Genomic DNA, 17,155 nt, shown 5'->3' on the forward strand with positions numbered 1-17,155 from the left:
TAGACGTGCAAAAATATATTCTCATTTCAAATGATATACGAAATAAGATATTAAAGGGTGAATATACAGCAAATCAACAAATTCCTTTTGAAAAAGATTTATGTGTATATTATGATTCAAGTAAGATGACCGTGAAGAAAGCTCTGGACATGCTAGTGACAGAGGGACTTATTATCAAGCGCCGCGGTTCAGGAACATTTGTCAAAGACATTGGTCCAGATGAATTGGAGCGGATGAGTGTCGCAAATCAGTTTAGAGGTACGACCGCTTTAAATCCAGATAAAGAAGTAAAAAGTACAATTTTAAATTTTTCTGTTATTCCTTGCCCGGAAAACGTTCAAAAAAAATTGAATATAGATGCAGATAGTTTTGTTTATGACATCTATCGTGCACGTTCAATTGATGGACAGCCTCATGTAATGGAAAAAATGTATATGCCTATTGATTTAATTCCAGGATTAAAAAAAGCAAATGTTGAAGGCTCTATCTATGAATACCTTGAAGAAAAATTACATTTGGTTATTCAAAGTGCGCATCGAACGATTTCTGTACGAAAAGCGACAGCATATGAGGCGGAATACCTTGCGCTTCAAGAAGGAGACCCTGTAGCCGTTGCTGACCAAATCGGTTATCTCGATACAGGGGCTGCCTTTGAGTATTCAACTTCTGTGCATAGATATGATGAATATTCAGTAGAAATTGTGCTAACAAGGGATAATTAAACAAAAAAGACAGCAGCTAGAAGCTTCTGTCTTTTTTGTTGCCTAAATATGTGTGGTTAGCACGGTGAATTTCTTAGGCAAGATGTTCTTTTTTATCGAGTGCTTCTAAAACTAAGAAAGCGGACTCTTCAATAGATTTATGTGTAACGTCGATGACAGTTACACCAAGAGTATCAAAGATATCTTGGGCATACTGTAGCTCTTCTCGGATTCTATCGCTGTTTGTATATTTAGATAGCTGGTCAAGACCTAAAGATTGCAGACGATTGGTACGGATTTTTTCTAAATTGTCTGGATCACAGGTTAAACCAATAATTTTGTTTGCAGGTACTTCCTTAAGCTGTTCAGGTAGCGGCACTTCTGGAATGAGTGGTAAATTTGCCACTTTTAAATGTTTATTTGCAAGGTACATGCTGAGTGGCGTTTTTGAGGTACGAGAAACACCGAGTAAAACAAGGTCGGCTTCTAAAAAACCCCGTGGATCTTTTCCATCATCGTATTTAACTGCAAATTCGATAGCAGCAATTCTACTGAAGTATTCTTTGTTTAGCTGATGAACGACTCCGGGTTCATTTAATGGTGCCACTCCTGTTTGCGCATGAATCATTTCTGTAAAAGGGGTCATTAAATCAAAGGATTGTAGTCCTGTTCTTTGACAAAATGAAGTCACAGTTTCAACTAATTCAGGATTGACTAGCGTTGTAAGAACAATTGCTTTGTCTGATAGTGCATCTTTTAGTATTTCTGTTAGTTCTTCCTTATCGTTAATGAAAGGAAAACGATAAGTCGGGCTAAATTCAATTGTTGGAAACTGTGCAGTTACAACGGATACTAATTTTTGAGTTGTTTCGCCAACTGCGTCTGAAATTAAGTATAAGGCAACATTTTTTGTCATAATAAAACTCCTATCTATTCATTTCGGTAGATTTTGCTTGCTGAATAATGTAGTCCAACAAACGTGATTTTGTTACTTTTCCAATAACCTTCAAAGGCTGTGTCTCACTGACAATAGGTAAAGAATCTACCTGATACGTACCCAGCAAATCTCCAGCTTCTAAGATAGACATATCTTTTGTACATGTCTTTATATGAGGCGCTCTTGTCATTACTACAGCAACAGGTGTTTTCTCAATGTGATTGCTGAGAGAAGCACGCAACAAATCCTTTCTAGAAAGAACGCCTACTAGTTCTTGTTCCTGATTCGTTACATAAAGAGAACCAACATCATACATAAATAAGGTGGTAATTGCATCATGAATACTAGAGTCATGAGTGATTAGCAGTGGTGGAATCATTATTTCAGAAATCTTTGTAGAGAAAGTTTTATCAAAAAATAAAGGTTCGATTGTCTCTCCAACGTATGTATAGCCAACTTTAGGGCTTGCTTGAAGAATGCCAACCATGGTTAAAAAAGAAAGATCTGCTCTGAGAGTAGCTCTTGAAATAGCCAATTGTTCAGAAATTTTTTCGCCACTAACCGGCTGAAATTCCTTTACGACTGAAATGATTTTTTCTTGACGTTCGGATAAATTCATATGCAACCTACTTTCTTCTATATGTGCACATATATCATCATTACGTCTCATATTATACTCTTTGTTGTTCAATATGCAACACAAAAATGTATTGACTTTTATTATGTGACATATTATATTGTTTTTGTGTTAATATGTGTCACATATAAGAAGGGGGATTTTTTTATGAAGACATGGGTATTACCCTTTAATAAGGGAAACGCTGAACAAAAAGAGTTATTAGGAGGAAAAGGAGCGAATCTTGCAGAGATGACAAGACTTGGTTTTCCTGTTCCACAAGGATTTACGATTACTACAACGGCTTGTTTGGATTATTTAGAAAATCAGGAATATTTAAACCCATCCATCCTTACAGAAATAAATATTGCTATTGCTGCACTTGAGGATGAAACGAAGAAAAAATTTGGGAATAGTCAGAATCCACTACTTGTTTCTGTTCGAAGTGGAGCAAAATTTTCAATGCCTGGAATGATGGATACGATTTTAAATTTAGGGTTAAATGATGAAACAGTTCTTTCTTTAGCAAAAGACAGTGGAGATGAACGATTTGCTTATGATTGTTATCGCCGGTTGCTGCAGATGTTTGGAAATGTCGTTTTTGACATGGATCACCAATTATTTGAAAAAATTGTTGCTGACTACAAGCAAACTCATCAACTTGTTTCAGATAGTGATGTAACAGCAGATGGATGGAAAGAAGTCATTGTAGCATTTAAAGTGTTATTTGTGAAACTGAAACAAAGAGACTTTCCTCAAAATGTAGAGGAACAGCTATTACTTGCTGTGGAGGCAGTATTTAAAAGTTGGAATAATCAGCGTGCAAAGACCTATCGAAGATTGCATGGGATAAGTGATTCTTTAGGGACTGCTGTAAATGTGCAAGAAATGGTTTTTGGTAATTTTTGGGATACGTCGGGAACAGGTGTTGTATTTAGCAGAAATCCTGCAACAGGAGAAGCCGGCTTATTTGGTGAATATTTGATGAATGCGCAAGGAGAAGACGTTGTGGCAGGTATACGGACGCCTAAAAGTATACAGACGTTAAAAAAAGATCTTCCAAAAGTTTATTTGCAACTGAAGGAAATTTGCGAAAAATTGGAAGCGCATTATAAAGATATGCAGGATATTGAATTTACGGTGGAAAAAGGGAAATTGTTTATTTTACAAACACGTAATGGCAAACGAACAGCAAAAGCGAAGCTTGTGATTGCGTTAGACTTATTTAAAGAAGGAATGATTACTGAACAGGAGCTAATCGAAAGAATTGAAGGAAATGATTTAGAAGAGGCATTGCATCCTGCTTTTTGTAAAGAAGATAAGAAAGAAAAAGAGAGCTGGGTGTCTGGTCTCCCAGCAAGTCCAGGAGCAGCAGTTGGACAAATCTATTTTTCAGCAGATCAAGCAGTAGAGGCCAGTAAGCGTGGAGAAAAAGTAATTTTAATGCGTGCAGAAACCTCACCGGAGGATATTGAAGGAATGGCAATTAGCGAGGCAATTGTCACTTGTAGAGGGGGGATGACCTCTCATGCAGCGGTGGTTGCTCGTGGAATGGGCATATGCTCTGTCGTAGGTTGTGAAAATCTGAGTGTGGATGAAAAAGAGCGGGTTGCTTATGCGGATGGTCAGGTAGTAAAAGAAGGAGCGGTACTTTCTGTAGATGGTACAACAGGAGACGTCTATATAGGAGAGCTACGCTTAGAAAAAAACAATACGCAACTACCATTAAAAGAGCTGTTTGAAATGTTAGACAAACAGTCATCAATTGCTGTACGGGCAAATGCTGAAACAGAAAAAGATATTACAACGGCAATGGAATTAGGGGCTACAGGAATTGGTTTATCACGAACGGAGCATATGTTTTTTGAAAAGAAACGGCTCATGCTTTTCCGTAAATTGATTTTAGCGCAAACGCTTGAAGAACGAATTGCTATTTTAGAAACATTAAAAGAAGTGCAAAAAGAGGATTTCAAACGAATGTATTATGTGGCAAAAGGACATCCGATGACCATTCGTTTGCTGGATCCGCCTCTGCATGAATTCTTGCCAAAAAATGAAGAAGAATATCAGGAAACAGCAGAGTTTGTCGGGAAATCTGCAAAAGAAATTAAGCAAAAAGCGAATGCTTTGGCTGAAGTAAATCCGATGTTAGGCTTTCGTGGTGTAAGATTGGGTGTTGCTTATCCAGAAATCTATCAAATGCAGGCTGAAGCGATTATGGAAGCAGCGGTCGAGAGCTATTTTGAATTGAACAACTGGATGGAAGTGGAAATTATGATTCCATTTACAACAGATGCTAGTGAGTTTCAAAGAATCCGTCAACTGCTTGAGGAACGAATTCAAGAAGTCTTTCATAAGTACAATCAGCCAGTTCCTTATATGATTGGAACAATGATTGAAATTCCTCGAGCATGCATTTTAGCAGATGAAATAGCGCAATACGCAGACTTTTTCAGCTTTGGAACCAATGATTTAACACAAATGACGTATGGATTATCCAGAGATGACTCACCAAAAATTATTAATCAATATATGACCCACGGCTTAATGAAAGAGGATCCATTTCAGGTATTGGATGAAAAAGGAGTGGGGGCACTCATGAAGATGGCGATTGAAAAAGGGAGAAAGATTAAGCCTGAATTAAAAATTGGTATTTGTGGAGAAGCAGCCGCACATCCGGATTCAATCGCATTTTTGAAAGACTATGCTATCGATTATATTTCGTGTTCACCGTATCGAATTCCACAAGCCAAATTATTGCTCGCCAAGGGATAATTTGTTTATAAAGGAAAGAGGAGGTTGGGACAAACACCCATGAGAGCGATTGCTCTCGTGGGTGTTTGTCCCAACCTCCTCTTTGAGTAGCGGTCAACCATTCAGCAAAGAGACTTTAAAAAAATTAGTGATGAGACCAAAGTCAATCTGACTCCTCGATAGATAGATCAGTCAATAAATAAAAATAAAACGCATTACTTTTGACACATTTTAGATTTCATTAGATGATAAAGACGTATCAAACCCGATGAAAGGAGACAAAAACGATGTCAATGGTATTTGTAAATTTTCCAGTTACGGATGTTGCAAAGTCAACTGAATTTTATGCAAAGTTGGGTTTTAAAAAGAACGAAGAGTTTTCAAATGAAGCGACCAGTTCAATGGTTTGGGATGATCATTTTTGGATAATGCTTTTAAATCACGAATTTTATCGTCAGTTCATCAAAGAAAAAGAAATTATTGATGCCAAAAAAACAAGTGGTGTGCTAGTTGCAATTAGTATGGATAGTGCAGATGCAGTTAAGAAATTTGCAGAAACGGCAAAGGAAAATGGCGGCACCTATTATTCTGTACCTATGGGTATACCCGAAGACCAAATGTTTAGTTTGGAAGTGCAAGATCCCGACGGCAACATGTTGGAACCTGTATGGATGAATATGGAATAAACGACCTGTTTTTTGTAACCATTATAGGAAGTGTTTGACTAGAAGCTTGTTTTTTTATCAATGTCCAAATGTTTATTTATAAATGTTTAAGAATGAGGGTGGGACATAACTATTTAAGTTATAGCCCACCCTCGTGAAATTTTAATAAAGGTTGGGAAGAAAAGAAACGCATTTACACTATGTGTTGAGGTGGAGAACTCATCGACTTCTACGCATGAAACGTGCTAGAGTTGAAGGTCTCCATTGCGTTTCGCTCTCATCAATCTCTAAAAGCGGGATGGAGAATTGAAGGTCTTCCCTGCGTCTGCCTCTCAACAGCTTTTACTCATGAGACTAGAGTTGAAGGCTTCGCAAATTACGCAGGTTCACTTCCGATGATGCACAGTACCTACTTGGTTCTTGGAGCTGAACACTTTTATCCCGACCCCATTTTCTTTCTTTTAGATAAAGAAAGCTACATATTAGGAGGAGAAACAATGTATCGAGGTATTTTTTTGGTGTTATTTATTTTGTTGGCAGGTTGTTCTCAAACCACTATGTCAACAAAAACACCGACTAGCAGTAGTCAATCATTAACTAGTGAATCAGCAATAAGTGAAGCGAACACCAAAGAAACGGATCAGACATCTGAAACAACACTACATTCAACAACGGAGTCAATCAATCAAACCAGTCAAACTGAAACAGCAGAAACTTCGGAAGTTTGGCGAGCAAAAGTCGGTAGCCTGATTCCAGCTGTCGAATCAAATGCTATTGAAGAAGTAAGGCGGATTCTTCTTGATCCAACGTATCCTATCAATGAAATTAACGAAAAACAGGAGAGTCCGTTACTGGTAGCAACGCATCAAAATAACGTTGAAATTGCAAAGCTTTTGATTGATGCAGGTGCTGATGTGAATCAACAAGATGAAATTCAAGATAGTCCTTATTTATATGCAGGAGCAGAGGGACGAACAGAAATCTTAGCCTATATTCTTGAACATGCCAACCCAGATCAGTCTGTGCGAAATCGTTTTGGCGGGAATGCACTTATTCCTGCAGCAGAAAAAGGGCATATAGAAAATGTAAAATTATTGTTGGCGGATGGAAGAGTAAATATTGATTTACAGAACAATCCTGGGTATACCGCTTTAATAGAGGCTGTTGCTTTACGGGATGGTTCACAGGTCTATCAAGATATTGTAAAGCTTTTGATTGATGCAGGTGCAGACAAAACGCTTAAAGATAATACTGGACGCACGGCAAGTGATTATGCAAAAGAATTAGGCTATGGAAATATTTATCGAATGCTTCAAGAATAAACAGAAAAGACTAATTTTTTGAACAAAAAGATTCTCTCTAATAGTGCGGGGAGAATGTTCAGTGGAAAGTTACTGAATTTATTATGCGGAGGCAGTGGGCTGTCCGCTATTTATAATTAAGGAGGAAAAAATGACTAGTACATGGATTCGAAATATTTCGATTGAAACAGAATATTTAAAAGAAGAAAACTATCTCTATGGAAGTGACACTAAAAAGATTGACATTCAAATAGAGGATGGGAAAATCCTTAAGATTTGTACGCATCATTCAGAAAATATGAGTGGTTCAGACATAGATGGGACAGGGCTACTCATTTTACCCACGATAAAAGAAATGCATTGTCATCTAGATAAAAGTAAATTAGGGGTTCCTTGGCGTCCTGTAACTCCTGCTAAAAACCTGGTTGAGCGATTTACGAGTGAGATTACTGAGTTAGATGCATTGGATCTACCTATCGAGGCCAGAGCAAAAAATTTAATTGAAACAGAGCTGGCACAAGGAGTGACCTTTTTCCGTTCGCATATTGATGTTCATCCTGCAGTAGGACAGAGATACCTTGAAGGTGTGCAACGAGCGATTTCAGATTATGATGCGTCTTTTGATTACGAATTGATTGCATTTCCTCAACATGGACTGTTACGGTCAAATGCCTATCAAGAAGTTGATTTAGCGTTGAAAAATGGCGCAACTTTAATTGGTGGTGTAGATCCTTATTCATTAGATGGACAGGTGGAGAAGTCACTGAGTCAAACCTTTGAATTAGCGGTTAAGCACCATGTCCCTATTGATATTCATGTACATGACCGAGGGGAAGCAGGTCGAAAAACTTTTGAAACTATTCTTTCTTATACAAAGCAAAGTAATTGGCAGGAAAAGGTGTTTGTCAGCCATGCTTTTGGTTTAAATGATTTTGTTGGGGAGCAACGAGCAGAGATGTTCTCTAGCTTGGCAAATGAAGGAATTGGGATTATTTCTAGTATTCCTATCAGCGGGGGAGTTCCTCCTTTAACCGAATTACAAAAAGCTGGAGTAAAAGTGGCCATTGGCTGTGACAATATTTATGATTCTTGGTCTCCTTATGGTACTGGAAGTGTAAGGGAAAAGTTAAACCGTTACGGGGAGATATTTAATCAAAAAACGCAAGAAGAATTGACACAGATTTTAGGTTTAATTACAGGGGGGAAACAAACAATTTCAGAAAAAAATGAAGGCGAGCTATGGCTGAAAGAAGGGGATGCGGCTAGCTTTCTTTTAACCAATGCCTCTTGTGCGGCCGAGTTTGTTGCAAGACAGACACCAATAGATTATAGCTTTTATCGTGGGAAGATTGTGTATCAAGGGTAATGTTATTTTTAATGGAAAGTGTTTGATGAGAAATTGAAATCCTCTTTTGAATATGTTACGCTTTTTTTCAGGAGATGATAATGTATGAAAATTGGGATAGTAAAAGAGCAAAAGAATAATGAGAATCGAGTGGGGATTACCCCAAGTGGTGTCGTTCAATTGCGTAATGCAGGCTATCAATTATTTGTTGAAAAAGAGGCGGGAGTAGGTTCCGGCTTTTCCGATTTAGCGTATGAAGAAGCTGGAGCGGTAATAAGTACAGTTGACGATACATGGGCGTGTGACATGGTGATAAAAGTCAAAGAGCCTCTACCAAGCGAATATCATTACTTGCGTGAAGGATTAATTTTATACACATACTTCCATTTAGCTGCAAATAAAGAGCTGGCTGAAAAATTAATTGAAACAAAAGTAACGGCAGTTGCTTATGAAACCATGCAAGAAGCAGATGGTTCTCTGCCTTTACTAGCACCCATGAGTGAAGTTGCAGGGCGAATGGCTGTCATTGCAGGTATGCAATTTTTACAAAAACAATATGGTGGAAAAGGATTAATCTTAAGTGGTGTTCCTGGCGTTGCCAAAGGAAAAGTAGTCATCATTGGTGGCGGCGTTGTTGGAATTAACGCAGCTAAAATGGCACTAGGACTTGGTGCGCAAGTGACGATATTAGATGTGAACAAAAAAGTATTGCAAAAAATCGATGATTTATTTAATGAACAGGTTGAGACGTTGTTCTCTAACGAAAAAAATATTGATGACGTGGTGACAAAAGCCGATTTAGTTGTCGGGGCTGTCCTTCTTCCAGGAGCAAAAGCGCCTACGCTTGTTACGGAAGAGACGATTGCTAAAATGGTGCCGGGCTCTGTATTAGTTGATATTCCAATTGATCAAGGGGGCATTTTTGAAACAAGTGACCATGCAACAACCTTGGAAGAGCCAGTATATGTGAAGCATGGTGTCATTCACTATACAGTAGCGAACATTCCGGGTGCTGTTCCAAAAACGTCAACAGAAGCACTCACTAACGTGACAATTCCTTATGTGAATGAAATTCTCAACTATTTAAATGGAAAAGAAGTTAGATACGAACGGATGGTGCGCTCTGGAATCAATACAATTGACGGAAAATTAGTCAATGCAGCAGTCGCAGAAAGTTTGGATATGCCATACACAGAAATTATTTAATAAAAAAATGCAAGACACGTTTTGAAACGCTGCGCCAGATCTTTGGGCGCGACGACTTTCAATACGAACGTCTTGTGTTTTTTTTTTGTTGTCAAATGGGGTTATTTTAAAGTATGTCACATTTTTTGAATTCAGTAAAATTCGTCATCGGCATTGATTTGAGGCGTAAAAGTTCGATGAAAGCTATTGATGTGGACTATTTGGTCTCCTTTAAAACGAAGGTATGGTCTTCAAAAACAAAATATAGTCAATTTTTTTGTTTTTGGAGACCATATCAATATGTTAGGAATCATGTAAGAATATGGATAAAGGAGATGAGCAATTTGAAAAAAATACAAACAACAAAATTTATGTATGATATCGGTGCGTTGGCAATTGTTCGAACAGAAACATTTGAGCGAGCAACTGAAATTGCTGAAGGGTGTATCGCTGGGGGAATCCCAGTCATGGAAATGAGTTTTACTTTGAATAATGCAGGAGAGATTATTCAACAACTGAAGAAAAAATATGGTGGCTCTTTATGTGTAGGGGCAGGAACTGTATTAGACTCTGAGACTGCACGATATGCAGTTATGAAAGGTGCTGATTTCATTATTTCTCCTAATTTCAATTTAGGTGTTGCACAAATTTGTAACCGCTATCAGATTCCCTATGCACCTGGTTGTACAAGTATTACAGAGGCTGTAGAGGCGTTAAGTGCGGGTGCAGCATTTATCAAGGCTTTTCCAATATCAGATTTTTATGGTAGCCAACTGATTAAAGTTTTTAAAACGCCAATTCCAGATATGCCAATCTTAGCTAGCGGTGGGATAACGCTAGACAACTTAGAGCAGTGGATGGAAAAAGGTACAGATATTTGTGGATTTGGTTCCTTACTTACCAAAGGAACCTCAAAAGAAATAGAATATAACGCAAAAAGAATTTCAGAGATTATCAAAGAATACAGATAGAAAGAGGAAAAAAGATGATTGCATTAACTAGAGTAGATTTTCGATTGATTCATGGTCAAGTAATAACGCGTTGGTTGAAACAATGTGATATTAATGAAATCGTAACCGTTGATACAGAATTGAGCAAAGATGTTTTTATGCAGGATGTGTTTAAAATGGCTGCTCCAAAAGGGGTGAAAATTAGCGTTGTTTCTTCGGATGATGCGGTTTTGTTGCAAGAAAAAGGGGGAATGGATAAAAAGCGTGTATTGATTTTATTTAAGAGCGTGAAAGAACTGCACAAAACAGTAAACAAAGGATTGAAATTAGAAGAGGTACAAATTGGTGGCTTAGGAGGAGGACCCGGGAGGAAAGCTGTAAATAATGCGATTACATTAGATCGTACGGACGCTGACCAGCTTTTAGAGCTTGAAAGCAAAGGAATTAACATCTATTTTCAAACGACTCCGGACTATCCATCAGAAACATTAAAGAATGCAGTAGCTAAACTATAAAATAAAAAGGAGATTGTCATGGTTATTCAATCAGCGTTAGTAGGTCTTATCTATTGGATTGCAATGGGAAGGGCACAGTATTTCTTTTCTTTTGCTTTTCGTAAACCAGTTGTTTTGGGTGTATTTATTGGCTTAGTTTTTGGAGATGTTCAACAAGGTCTTTTGTATGGAGCAACGATTCAATTAATTTACATGGGTGGAATCGAGGCAGGCGGGAATATTCCTAGCGACCAGGCGTTGGCTGCTTGTATTGCAATCCCAGCTGCTTTATTAAGTAATCTCGATGCAAATGCGGCGGTAGCCTTGGCTGTTCCTTTTGGCGTATTAGGCGTATTGATTAACAATGTACGCCGAACCTTTAATTCTTTTTACAATACACGTGCGGATAAATTAATTGAGGAAGGAAAATATGATCAGCTATCCCTATACTCCTTTTTGCTTCCATGGCTGACAAATGGCGTCTTATATTTCACACCAGTGTTTATCTCAACTCTATTTGGTGCCAATGTCGTTAAGGCGTTTATCAATGTCATTCCTGAATGGCTGATGAATGGGTTATCAAATGCTGGCGCAATGCTTCCGGCTTTAGGGTTTGCATTGACGCTTGTAGTTATGGGGAAAAAACAATATTTGCCATTCTTTGTTCTTGGGTTTTTCGCCTACTCGGTTATGGGCTTTTCGATGCTAACAGGCGCTGTTTTCGCAGTGTGTATAGCAATGATTAGTTCGTTATTCAAACAAAATTCTGATGAGGAGGAATATGCATGAATGAAGTAAGTTCAATTTCAGAAAAAAAAGTTACGCGAATGGATTTATTTAAAGCATGGTGGAAGTGGACTTTAGCAGTAGAGGTACCCGTAAGTTTTGACCGCATGCAGGCCTTGGCTTTTAGCTATTCATTAAATAAAATCTTACAAAAAATATATAAAGATGATTCTGAAGAACTACAAGAAGCAATGAAACGTCACGTTCAAATGTTTAACACCAATTGTGATTGGGGTAGTGTGATTCATGGGATTATCATTTCTTTAGAAGAACAACGAGCGATGGGAAATGAAGAAATCACACCCGAAATGATGGAGTCATTAAAAATTGGCCTAATGGGACCATTAGCAGGAATTGGCGACAGCGTAGATCAAGGAATCGTAGCAACCATTCCACTTGCAATTTTTGTTCCTATGGCATTGGAAGGTTCTATAGTAGCCGCATTCATTCCAGGGTTGATTTATCTTGCTTGGTCTTATGGTTGGTCATGGTTTTTATTTAATAAAGGCTATTCATTAGGAAAAAACTCAGTTATGACCATCCTACAATCAGGAGCAATCAAAAAAGTAATTGATATTGCAAGTATTGTTGGACTCTTTATGATTGGCTGTCTCTCAGCTGCTTATGTCAAATTTGAAACAATCTTGGAATTTGTAAGTAATACGGAAAAAGTTTCTGTTCAAGAAATATTGAATGGTATGCTGCCAAATCTTCTGCCGTTCTGTTTAGTTATGGCCATGTATTTTTATATTATTAAAAAAGGGCCAAAATATTTAAATATTATTCTGATTACGATGGTGTTGGCGATTTTACTAACATTCTTCGGAATTATTTAGAGGAGGAACGTAATGAAAGTCTTAATTACCCCACGAGGGTTTGCCTCTTATGGATTAGATTACGTAGAGAAAATGGAAGCAGCAGGATTAGAAGTTCACTACAATGATACAGGTTTGGCTTATTCGCCAGAGGAATTTGTCGAGCTTGCTGAAGATGCAGATGCAATCATTGTAGGTGTAGATAAAATGGATCAGACAGTAATTGATAAATGCCCGAAACTTAAAGTGATTTGCAAATTTGGTGTTGGTACGGATAACATCGATGTATCATATGCAGAAAGTAAAAATATTTATGTGGGGAGAACGGTTGGTTCTAACTCGAATGCGGTAGCTGAGCACGTCATGAGCTTTATCTACTGCGAGTCAAAAAATCTATGGACGACGATTCGTGATGTAAAAAATCATGGGTGGGAGAAGCCAACTGGTTTTGAGGTACGTGAAAAAATATTAGGAATCATCGGTTTTGGGGCTATTGGGAAGTACTTGGCAAAACAAGCAGTAGGCGTAGGGATGACGGTCCAAGTAAATGATGTGTTCGATATTCCAACAGAAGTATTAGACGAGTACCGAGTTGAAAAAGTCGAATTGGGACATTTACTGGAACGTTCAGATTATATCTCGCTACACCTACCATTAATTAATGATACCAAAAATATGATCTCAACAAAAGAATTTAAACAAATGAAAAACAGTGCTTGTTTATTGAATACTGCTAGAGGTGGAATTGTAGATGAAGAAGCCTTGTATCAGGCATTGACAACAGGAGAAATTAGAAGTGCGTGTTTTGATGTGTTCAGTACAGAACCGCCAACGGAAGACGAGCCGTTGTTGGGTTTGGACAATTTTTTATTGACCTCTCACACCGCAGCAAGAACTGTAGAGTCGGAAAAACGAACTTGCGAATTTTCAGCAAGGATCATCATGGAGCAGCTGCAGGTTTTAAGTTAGGAAGGATGAGAGAAAATAAAATGGCAAAGTTAAACATTATTGTAGCAACACATGGAAAGTTTGGAGAAGAATTGGTAAAGTCAGCGGAAATGATCATTGGACCAATGCAAAATATCTATAATTTGTCACTTCTTCCTGAAAAATCTTTTGAAGATTTTTATCAAGAAGCCAGAGCAATTTTTTTAGAAATCGAAGGTCCAACCATTGGTTTAGTAGATTTATTTGGAGGAACACCTTCCAATGTGCTGACTGCGCTGACGAAGCAATATGAACATAAAGTATTGAGTGGCATCAATTTACCTTTGCTGATTGAAGTGTACATGCAGGGGATGAACGCAGAAAGTATTGATTTGGAACAAGTTATACAAGAAGGGTTTACTATTTTTAATGAGAGCATGATTTTAACGAATGAACGTTTAGAAATGTAGAAAGCCGGAGGTGTTAGCAATGTTTGAAGGAATTATTACACCGATTGTCACTCCAATCAAAAGGAATGAAAAAGAGTGTTTAAATTTAGAAGCAATGAAACAACTGGTCGATTATTTGATTGAAAAAGGTGTATCTGGTATTTTCCCATTAGGTAGCAATGGGGAGTTCCATGTACTGAGTAATCAGGAAAAAATGGATTTTGCCAAAGCAGTGATTGAACAGGTGAATGGGCGTGTTCCCGTTTACGTGGGGACAGGTGCATGTTCAACTTTGGAAACGATTCAGCTATCAAAACAAGCAGAAGCATTGGGAGCAGACGTATTATCAGTGATTACACCCTATTTTTTGAAGCCAACAGATGAGGAACTAATTCAGCATTATACTCAAGTTGCTGCTAGTGTGAAAATTCCCATCATTTTATACAATATTCCAAAAGCTACTGGAGTGAATATCTCTGCAAGTGTGTTAAAAGAACTGAGTAAGGTTGATAATATTTGCGGCATTAAAGATAGCAGTGGCAATCTAGACAATTTAAAAGGCTATATTGAAGCTGTCGAAGGAACAAAGATTAATGTATTAGTCGGCTCTGACTCAAAAATTCTAGCTGGGTATCAAATGGGCGCGACGGGTGCCATCGCAGGGACCAGCAATTTGATCACAGATACCTTGGTAGGTTTGGATCAAGCTTATCGAGCAGGAGAATTCGATAAGGCGAAAAAACTTCAACAGGATATTGAAGAACTGCGGAAAGTATTGCCATTGGGGACTGTTCCTTCAATATTAAAACGAGCGATAGAGATGGCGGGCATTGCAGAAGTGGGTCCTGCACGAAAACCGGTTCAAGAACCAAATGAGCAAGTAGAAAATCAGATTAGGAACATGCTAGCTTATTATCATTTATAAACAAGGATGAGTAGTTGGAATGGTTTTCGAGCGGTGAATGTATCCAAGAAAATGTATGATATATTTAGATCAAAATAGAATTTTTGGTGATCAAAATGAAACTAGGGAAAATTTTTAAAGAGTTCATTCATGTAGTTCAAGAAAACCCCGACTATATCATTGGGTTGCTGAACGAAGAAGGTAGGATAGTATCATGCAGTTTGGAAGAAAAAATTAACCAGGAAGTGGCGATTGACAGCAATAATCCTGATCAGCGAATATATAAAATCGTTGTATCCAACTATCAGTATGGATACCTGTGGGTCAATGGACCAAATCAGGCCATTGATGTTGTTGGTAAGCTTCTTTTTGATTCCTTAAAGACTCGTATTCAATATGAGTTAAATCAAAAGTCTGCTAAAGAAATACTCTCAGTCGACGATAAGCTTATTAAAGAATTTTTAAATGATGAACAATCGAATTACGGACAGCTGGAAAAGTTGATGGCAAAAATTAATTTTGATCGCTCACTTCCTCGTATCCCAATATATATCATTAATGAGGAAAAGTTTGATAAAGAAGAAATTACGGGTTTAAAATATAAGATCAATGATAAGAACACCATTTATTCGTTGCTAGAGCCGAAACATCTATTAATCTATAAATCACTGCCAAAAAAAAATGGAAAATATACGACAGAATACTTGAATGAATTTATCCAGGAAATGATTGAATGGGGCTTATCTGATTGTTATTACGCGGTTGGATCAATCCAAATGGATATTGATTTATACAATTTCAGCTATCAAAACTGTCTTTGGTTGCATCAGAATGTTTTGCTGACGAAAGACAAACCGGTCTATTTTGAGGATCAATTATTTTCTTATTTCACGACGAATGTTCCGAAGGCGTTAACTTCTAATGTTTTTGATTATTACAAAAAGAAAATAGAGCAAATAGATGTAGAAGAATTTATCCAAGTAGTCGATCAGCTTTATGCAAATGATTTCAGTGTTAAGAAAACATCTGAGCGATTATTTTTACACAAAAATACTTTACTATACAAAATAAAACGCTACGAGGAACTATTCAACTTAGATATTCGAGGAAGCTTCCACGGGAAAATGATGATTTATAGTTTGGCTAATTTTTTTAAAAGCCAAAGTCGAAAGCAAGTAGGTGAAAAGTAAATGAGTGTGAAAATCAAATTAGTTCGTGTAGACAACCGATTGCTGCATGCAACAGTAGCACTGAATTGGAATAGCTTTGTGAATGCGAATTTTATTGCGGTAGTTGATCCTACTCATACGGATGATCCTTTTCTTGCAAAAGTTCTTCAGCTTAGTTTTCCGAAGAAAAAAGGGGTGGGAATTTTTTCAGTTGACCAATTGCTTGAATTTCTTCAGAAAGAACGGGAAGAAAAATGTAACTTAATGATCATTTTTAAAGATTTGGAAGTGTTAAAAGAAGCAGTTGACAAAGGATTTGAGATTTCAGAGGTTCAACTACCTTATCCAGCTAGCAGAGTGATGATTAAGCAGTTGGATGCTTATTATAGTGTAGAAGAAATCAAAGCAATCAAATATATGCAGACAAAAGGAACGAGATTTTTCTTACAAACTGCACCTTACGATTCAAAGGACTATTCTATCTTTAAACAAACAATGAAAGATGGTTAATCATGATAGAAAAATTTGAACAAACAATAAAAAACGAGATTAATGAATTATTTGATACATTAGACTATCAAATGTTAAATGATGCAAAAGAGCTAATTTTAGCTTCAGAAAATGAGGGGGGACGAGTTCATGTAACTGGAATCGGCAAACCTTCTTATATTTCTGGTTATATTGCTTCTCTGCTTTCCTCTACAGGAACACCTGCTTATTTTTTGGATGGGACAGAGGCTGTGCACGGTTCAAGCGGACAAGTGAAATCAGGAGATGTAGTAATAGCCATTTCCAATAGTGGTGAAACTGCAGAGCTTTTGTATACCATTCGAACGTTGAAAGCTAATGGAGCTAAAATTATCGGCGTATCTAAAAATCGGCGCTCTTCTCTGAGCAAATTGTCAGATATTTGTTTGTGTGTAAGTATTAAAGAAGAAGGTGATGACTTGAACAAGCCGCCGCGTAGTTCTATTATCAAGCAGACTGTATTATTACAAAGCTTATCAATTCTTTTACAAAATGAACGAAACTTAAGTCCCGATGATTACGTTGCTTGGCATCCAGGCGGAGCGATTGGTAAATCTTTAGGTGCATGAAAAAAAGGGAAAAATAATTAAAGCAAACATATTCGTAAGTGCCTCATAGAGTGGTATCTC

18 protein-coding genes are annotated in these 17,155 nt (G+C 37.5%); 16 read left to right on the top strand and 2 right to left on the bottom strand.

The window, feature by feature from the left end; translation table 11 throughout:
- Positions 1 to 5: 5 nt before the first annotated feature.
- Positions 6 to 722, top strand: a complete 717-nt coding sequence (locus I589_RS13280; protein WP_010768286.1) for a GntR family transcriptional regulator — start codon at positions 6 to 8, stop codon at positions 720 to 722.
- A 73-nt stretch (positions 723 to 795) separates the two neighbouring features.
- On the opposite strand, the gene I589_RS13285 is transcribed toward I589_RS13280, so the two are convergent.
- Positions 796 to 1,617: a pyruvate, water dikinase regulatory protein gene (locus tag I589_RS13285; RefSeq protein WP_010768287.1), complete on the bottom strand. Its 822-nt coding sequence runs from the start codon at positions 1,615 to 1,617 to the stop codon at positions 796 to 798.
- Between the two features lie 10 nt (positions 1,618 to 1,627).
- Positions 1,628 to 2,257, bottom strand: coding sequence for a helix-turn-helix transcriptional regulator (locus I589_RS13290; RefSeq protein WP_010768288.1), 630 nt, complete (start codon positions 2,255 to 2,257; stop codon positions 1,628 to 1,630).
- Between the two features lie 165 nt (positions 2,258 to 2,422).
- Here I589_RS13290 and ppdK point away from each other — a divergent pair, with 165 nt between their 5' ends.
- The 15 genes from ppdK to I589_RS13365 all read left to right on the top strand — a co-directional run bounded on the left by ppdK (position 2,423) and on the right by I589_RS13365 (position 17,095).
- Positions 2,423 to 5,029 carry a pyruvate, phosphate dikinase gene (gene ppdK, locus I589_RS13295; RefSeq protein WP_034685242.1) on the top strand — a complete coding sequence of 869 codons (2,607 nt, stop codon included), beginning with the start codon at positions 2,423 to 2,425 and terminating at the stop codon, positions 5,027 to 5,029.
- Positions 5,030 to 5,295: 266 nt separating this feature from the next.
- The gene (locus tag I589_RS13300) at positions 5,296 to 5,694 is read left to right on the top strand and encodes a VOC family protein (RefSeq protein WP_010768290.1); all 399 of its coding nucleotides are present in this window, start codon (positions 5,296 to 5,298) and stop codon (positions 5,692 to 5,694) included.
- A 476-nt stretch (positions 5,695 to 6,170) separates the two neighbouring features.
- Positions 6,171 to 6,995 carry an ankyrin repeat domain-containing protein gene (locus I589_RS13305; protein WP_010768291.1) on the top strand — a complete coding sequence of 275 codons (825 nt, stop codon included), beginning with the start codon at positions 6,171 to 6,173 and terminating at the stop codon, positions 6,993 to 6,995.
- Between the two features lie 130 nt (positions 6,996 to 7,125).
- On the top strand, positions 7,126 to 8,340 hold the full coding sequence (locus tag I589_RS13310) for an amidohydrolase (RefSeq protein WP_010768292.1): 1,215 nt from the start codon (positions 7,126 to 7,128) through the stop codon (positions 8,338 to 8,340).
- A gap of 84 nt (positions 8,341 to 8,424) precedes the next feature.
- Positions 8,425 to 9,525: an alanine dehydrogenase gene (ald, locus tag I589_RS13315; RefSeq protein ID WP_010768293.1), complete on the top strand. Its 1,101-nt coding sequence runs from the start codon at positions 8,425 to 8,427 to the stop codon at positions 9,523 to 9,525.
- A 323-nt stretch (positions 9,526 to 9,848) separates the two neighbouring features.
- The gene (locus I589_RS13320; protein WP_010768294.1) at positions 9,849 to 10,475 is read left to right on the top strand and encodes a beta/alpha barrel domain-containing protein; all 627 of its coding nucleotides are present in this window, start codon (positions 9,849 to 9,851) and stop codon (positions 10,473 to 10,475) included.
- Between the two features lie 14 nt (positions 10,476 to 10,489).
- On the top strand, positions 10,490 to 10,969 hold the full coding sequence (locus tag I589_RS13325) for a PTS sugar transporter subunit IIB (RefSeq protein ID WP_010768295.1): 480 nt from the start codon (positions 10,490 to 10,492) through the stop codon (positions 10,967 to 10,969).
- 18 nt (positions 10,970 to 10,987) lie between these two features.
- Positions 10,988 to 11,737 carry a PTS mannose/fructose/sorbose/N-acetylgalactosamine transporter subunit IIC gene (locus I589_RS13330; RefSeq protein WP_010768296.1) on the top strand — a complete coding sequence of 250 codons (750 nt, stop codon included), beginning with the start codon at positions 10,988 to 10,990 and terminating at the stop codon, positions 11,735 to 11,737.
- Complete coding sequence (locus tag I589_RS13335) at positions 11,734 to 12,570, top strand: PTS system mannose/fructose/sorbose family transporter subunit IID (RefSeq protein WP_010768297.1); 837 nt, start codon at positions 11,734 to 11,736, stop codon at positions 12,568 to 12,570. The genes I589_RS13330 and I589_RS13335 overlap by 4 nt, the downstream gene beginning before the upstream one ends.
- A gap of 12 nt (positions 12,571 to 12,582) precedes the next feature.
- Positions 12,583 to 13,518: a phosphoglycerate dehydrogenase gene (locus I589_RS13340; protein ID WP_010768298.1), complete on the top strand. Its 936-nt coding sequence runs from the start codon at positions 12,583 to 12,585 to the stop codon at positions 13,516 to 13,518.
- 20 nt (positions 13,519 to 13,538) lie between these two features.
- A complete protein-coding gene (locus I589_RS13345) occupies positions 13,539 to 13,946 on the top strand; it encodes a PTS sugar transporter subunit IIA (RefSeq protein WP_010768299.1) in 408 nt (135 codons plus the stop codon).
- A gap of 19 nt (positions 13,947 to 13,965) precedes the next feature.
- A complete protein-coding gene (gene dapA, locus I589_RS13350; protein ID WP_010768300.1) occupies positions 13,966 to 14,850 on the top strand; it encodes a 4-hydroxy-tetrahydrodipicolinate synthase in 885 nt (294 codons plus the stop codon).
- A 95-nt stretch (positions 14,851 to 14,945) separates the two neighbouring features.
- Positions 14,946 to 16,019, top strand: a complete 1,074-nt coding sequence (locus tag I589_RS13355; RefSeq protein WP_010768301.1) for a PucR family transcriptional regulator — start codon at positions 14,946 to 14,948, stop codon at positions 16,017 to 16,019.
- Positions 16,020 to 16,508, top strand: a complete 489-nt coding sequence (locus tag I589_RS13360; protein WP_010768302.1) for a PTS sugar transporter subunit IIB — start codon at positions 16,020 to 16,022, stop codon at positions 16,506 to 16,508.
- A 2-nt stretch (positions 16,509 to 16,510) separates the two neighbouring features.
- The gene (locus tag I589_RS13365) at positions 16,511 to 17,095 is read left to right on the top strand and encodes an SIS domain-containing protein (protein ID WP_010768303.1); all 585 of its coding nucleotides are present in this window, start codon (positions 16,511 to 16,513) and stop codon (positions 17,093 to 17,095) included.
- Positions 17,096 to 17,155 lie beyond the last annotated feature (60 nt).

The sequence above is a fragment of the Enterococcus phoeniculicola ATCC BAA-412 genome (genome assembly GCF_000407505.1).
GTDB classification, from domain to species: Bacteria; Bacillota; Bacilli; order Lactobacillales; family Enterococcaceae; genus Enterococcus_K; species Enterococcus_K phoeniculicola.

What these genes read in the sequence shown, in the direction of transcription:
- I589_RS13285 (WP_010768287.1), bottom strand. Translation starts at nt 1,617, where the DNA reads ATGACAAAAAATGTTGCCTTATACTTAATTTCAGACGCAGTTGGCGAA.
- I589_RS13290 (WP_010768288.1), bottom strand. Translation starts at nt 2,257, where the DNA reads ATGAATTTATCCGAACGTCAAGAAAAAATCATTTCAGTCGTAAAGGAA.
- ppdK (WP_034685242.1), top strand. Translation starts at nt 2,423, where the DNA reads ATGAAGACATGGGTATTACCCTTTAATAAGGGAAACGCTGAACAAAAA.
- I589_RS13300 (WP_010768290.1), top strand. Translation starts at nt 5,296, where the DNA reads ATGTCAATGGTATTTGTAAATTTTCCAGTTACGGATGTTGCAAAGTCA.
- I589_RS13305 (WP_010768291.1), top strand. Translation starts at nt 6,171, where the DNA reads ATGTATCGAGGTATTTTTTTGGTGTTATTTATTTTGTTGGCAGGTTGT.
- I589_RS13310 (WP_010768292.1), top strand. Translation starts at nt 7,126, where the DNA reads ATGACTAGTACATGGATTCGAAATATTTCGATTGAAACAGAATATTTA.
- ald (WP_010768293.1), top strand. Translation starts at nt 8,425, where the DNA reads ATGAAAATTGGGATAGTAAAAGAGCAAAAGAATAATGAGAATCGAGTG.
- I589_RS13325 (WP_010768295.1), top strand. Translation starts at nt 10,490, where the DNA reads ATGATTGCATTAACTAGAGTAGATTTTCGATTGATTCATGGTCAAGTA.
- I589_RS13330 (WP_010768296.1), top strand. Translation starts at nt 10,988, where the DNA reads ATGGTTATTCAATCAGCGTTAGTAGGTCTTATCTATTGGATTGCAATG.
- I589_RS13335 (WP_010768297.1), top strand. Translation starts at nt 11,734, where the DNA reads ATGAATGAAGTAAGTTCAATTTCAGAAAAAAAAGTTACGCGAATGGAT.
- I589_RS13340 (WP_010768298.1), top strand. Translation starts at nt 12,583, where the DNA reads ATGAAAGTCTTAATTACCCCACGAGGGTTTGCCTCTTATGGATTAGAT.
- I589_RS13345 (WP_010768299.1), top strand. Translation starts at nt 13,539, where the DNA reads ATGGCAAAGTTAAACATTATTGTAGCAACACATGGAAAGTTTGGAGAA.
- dapA (WP_010768300.1), top strand. Translation starts at nt 13,966, where the DNA reads ATGTTTGAAGGAATTATTACACCGATTGTCACTCCAATCAAAAGGAAT.
- I589_RS13355 (WP_010768301.1), top strand. Translation starts at nt 14,946, where the DNA reads ATGAAACTAGGGAAAATTTTTAAAGAGTTCATTCATGTAGTTCAAGAA.
- I589_RS13360 (WP_010768302.1), top strand. Translation starts at nt 16,020, where the DNA reads ATGAGTGTGAAAATCAAATTAGTTCGTGTAGACAACCGATTGCTGCAT.
- I589_RS13365 (WP_010768303.1), top strand. Translation starts at nt 16,511, where the DNA reads ATGATAGAAAAATTTGAACAAACAATAAAAAACGAGATTAATGAATTA.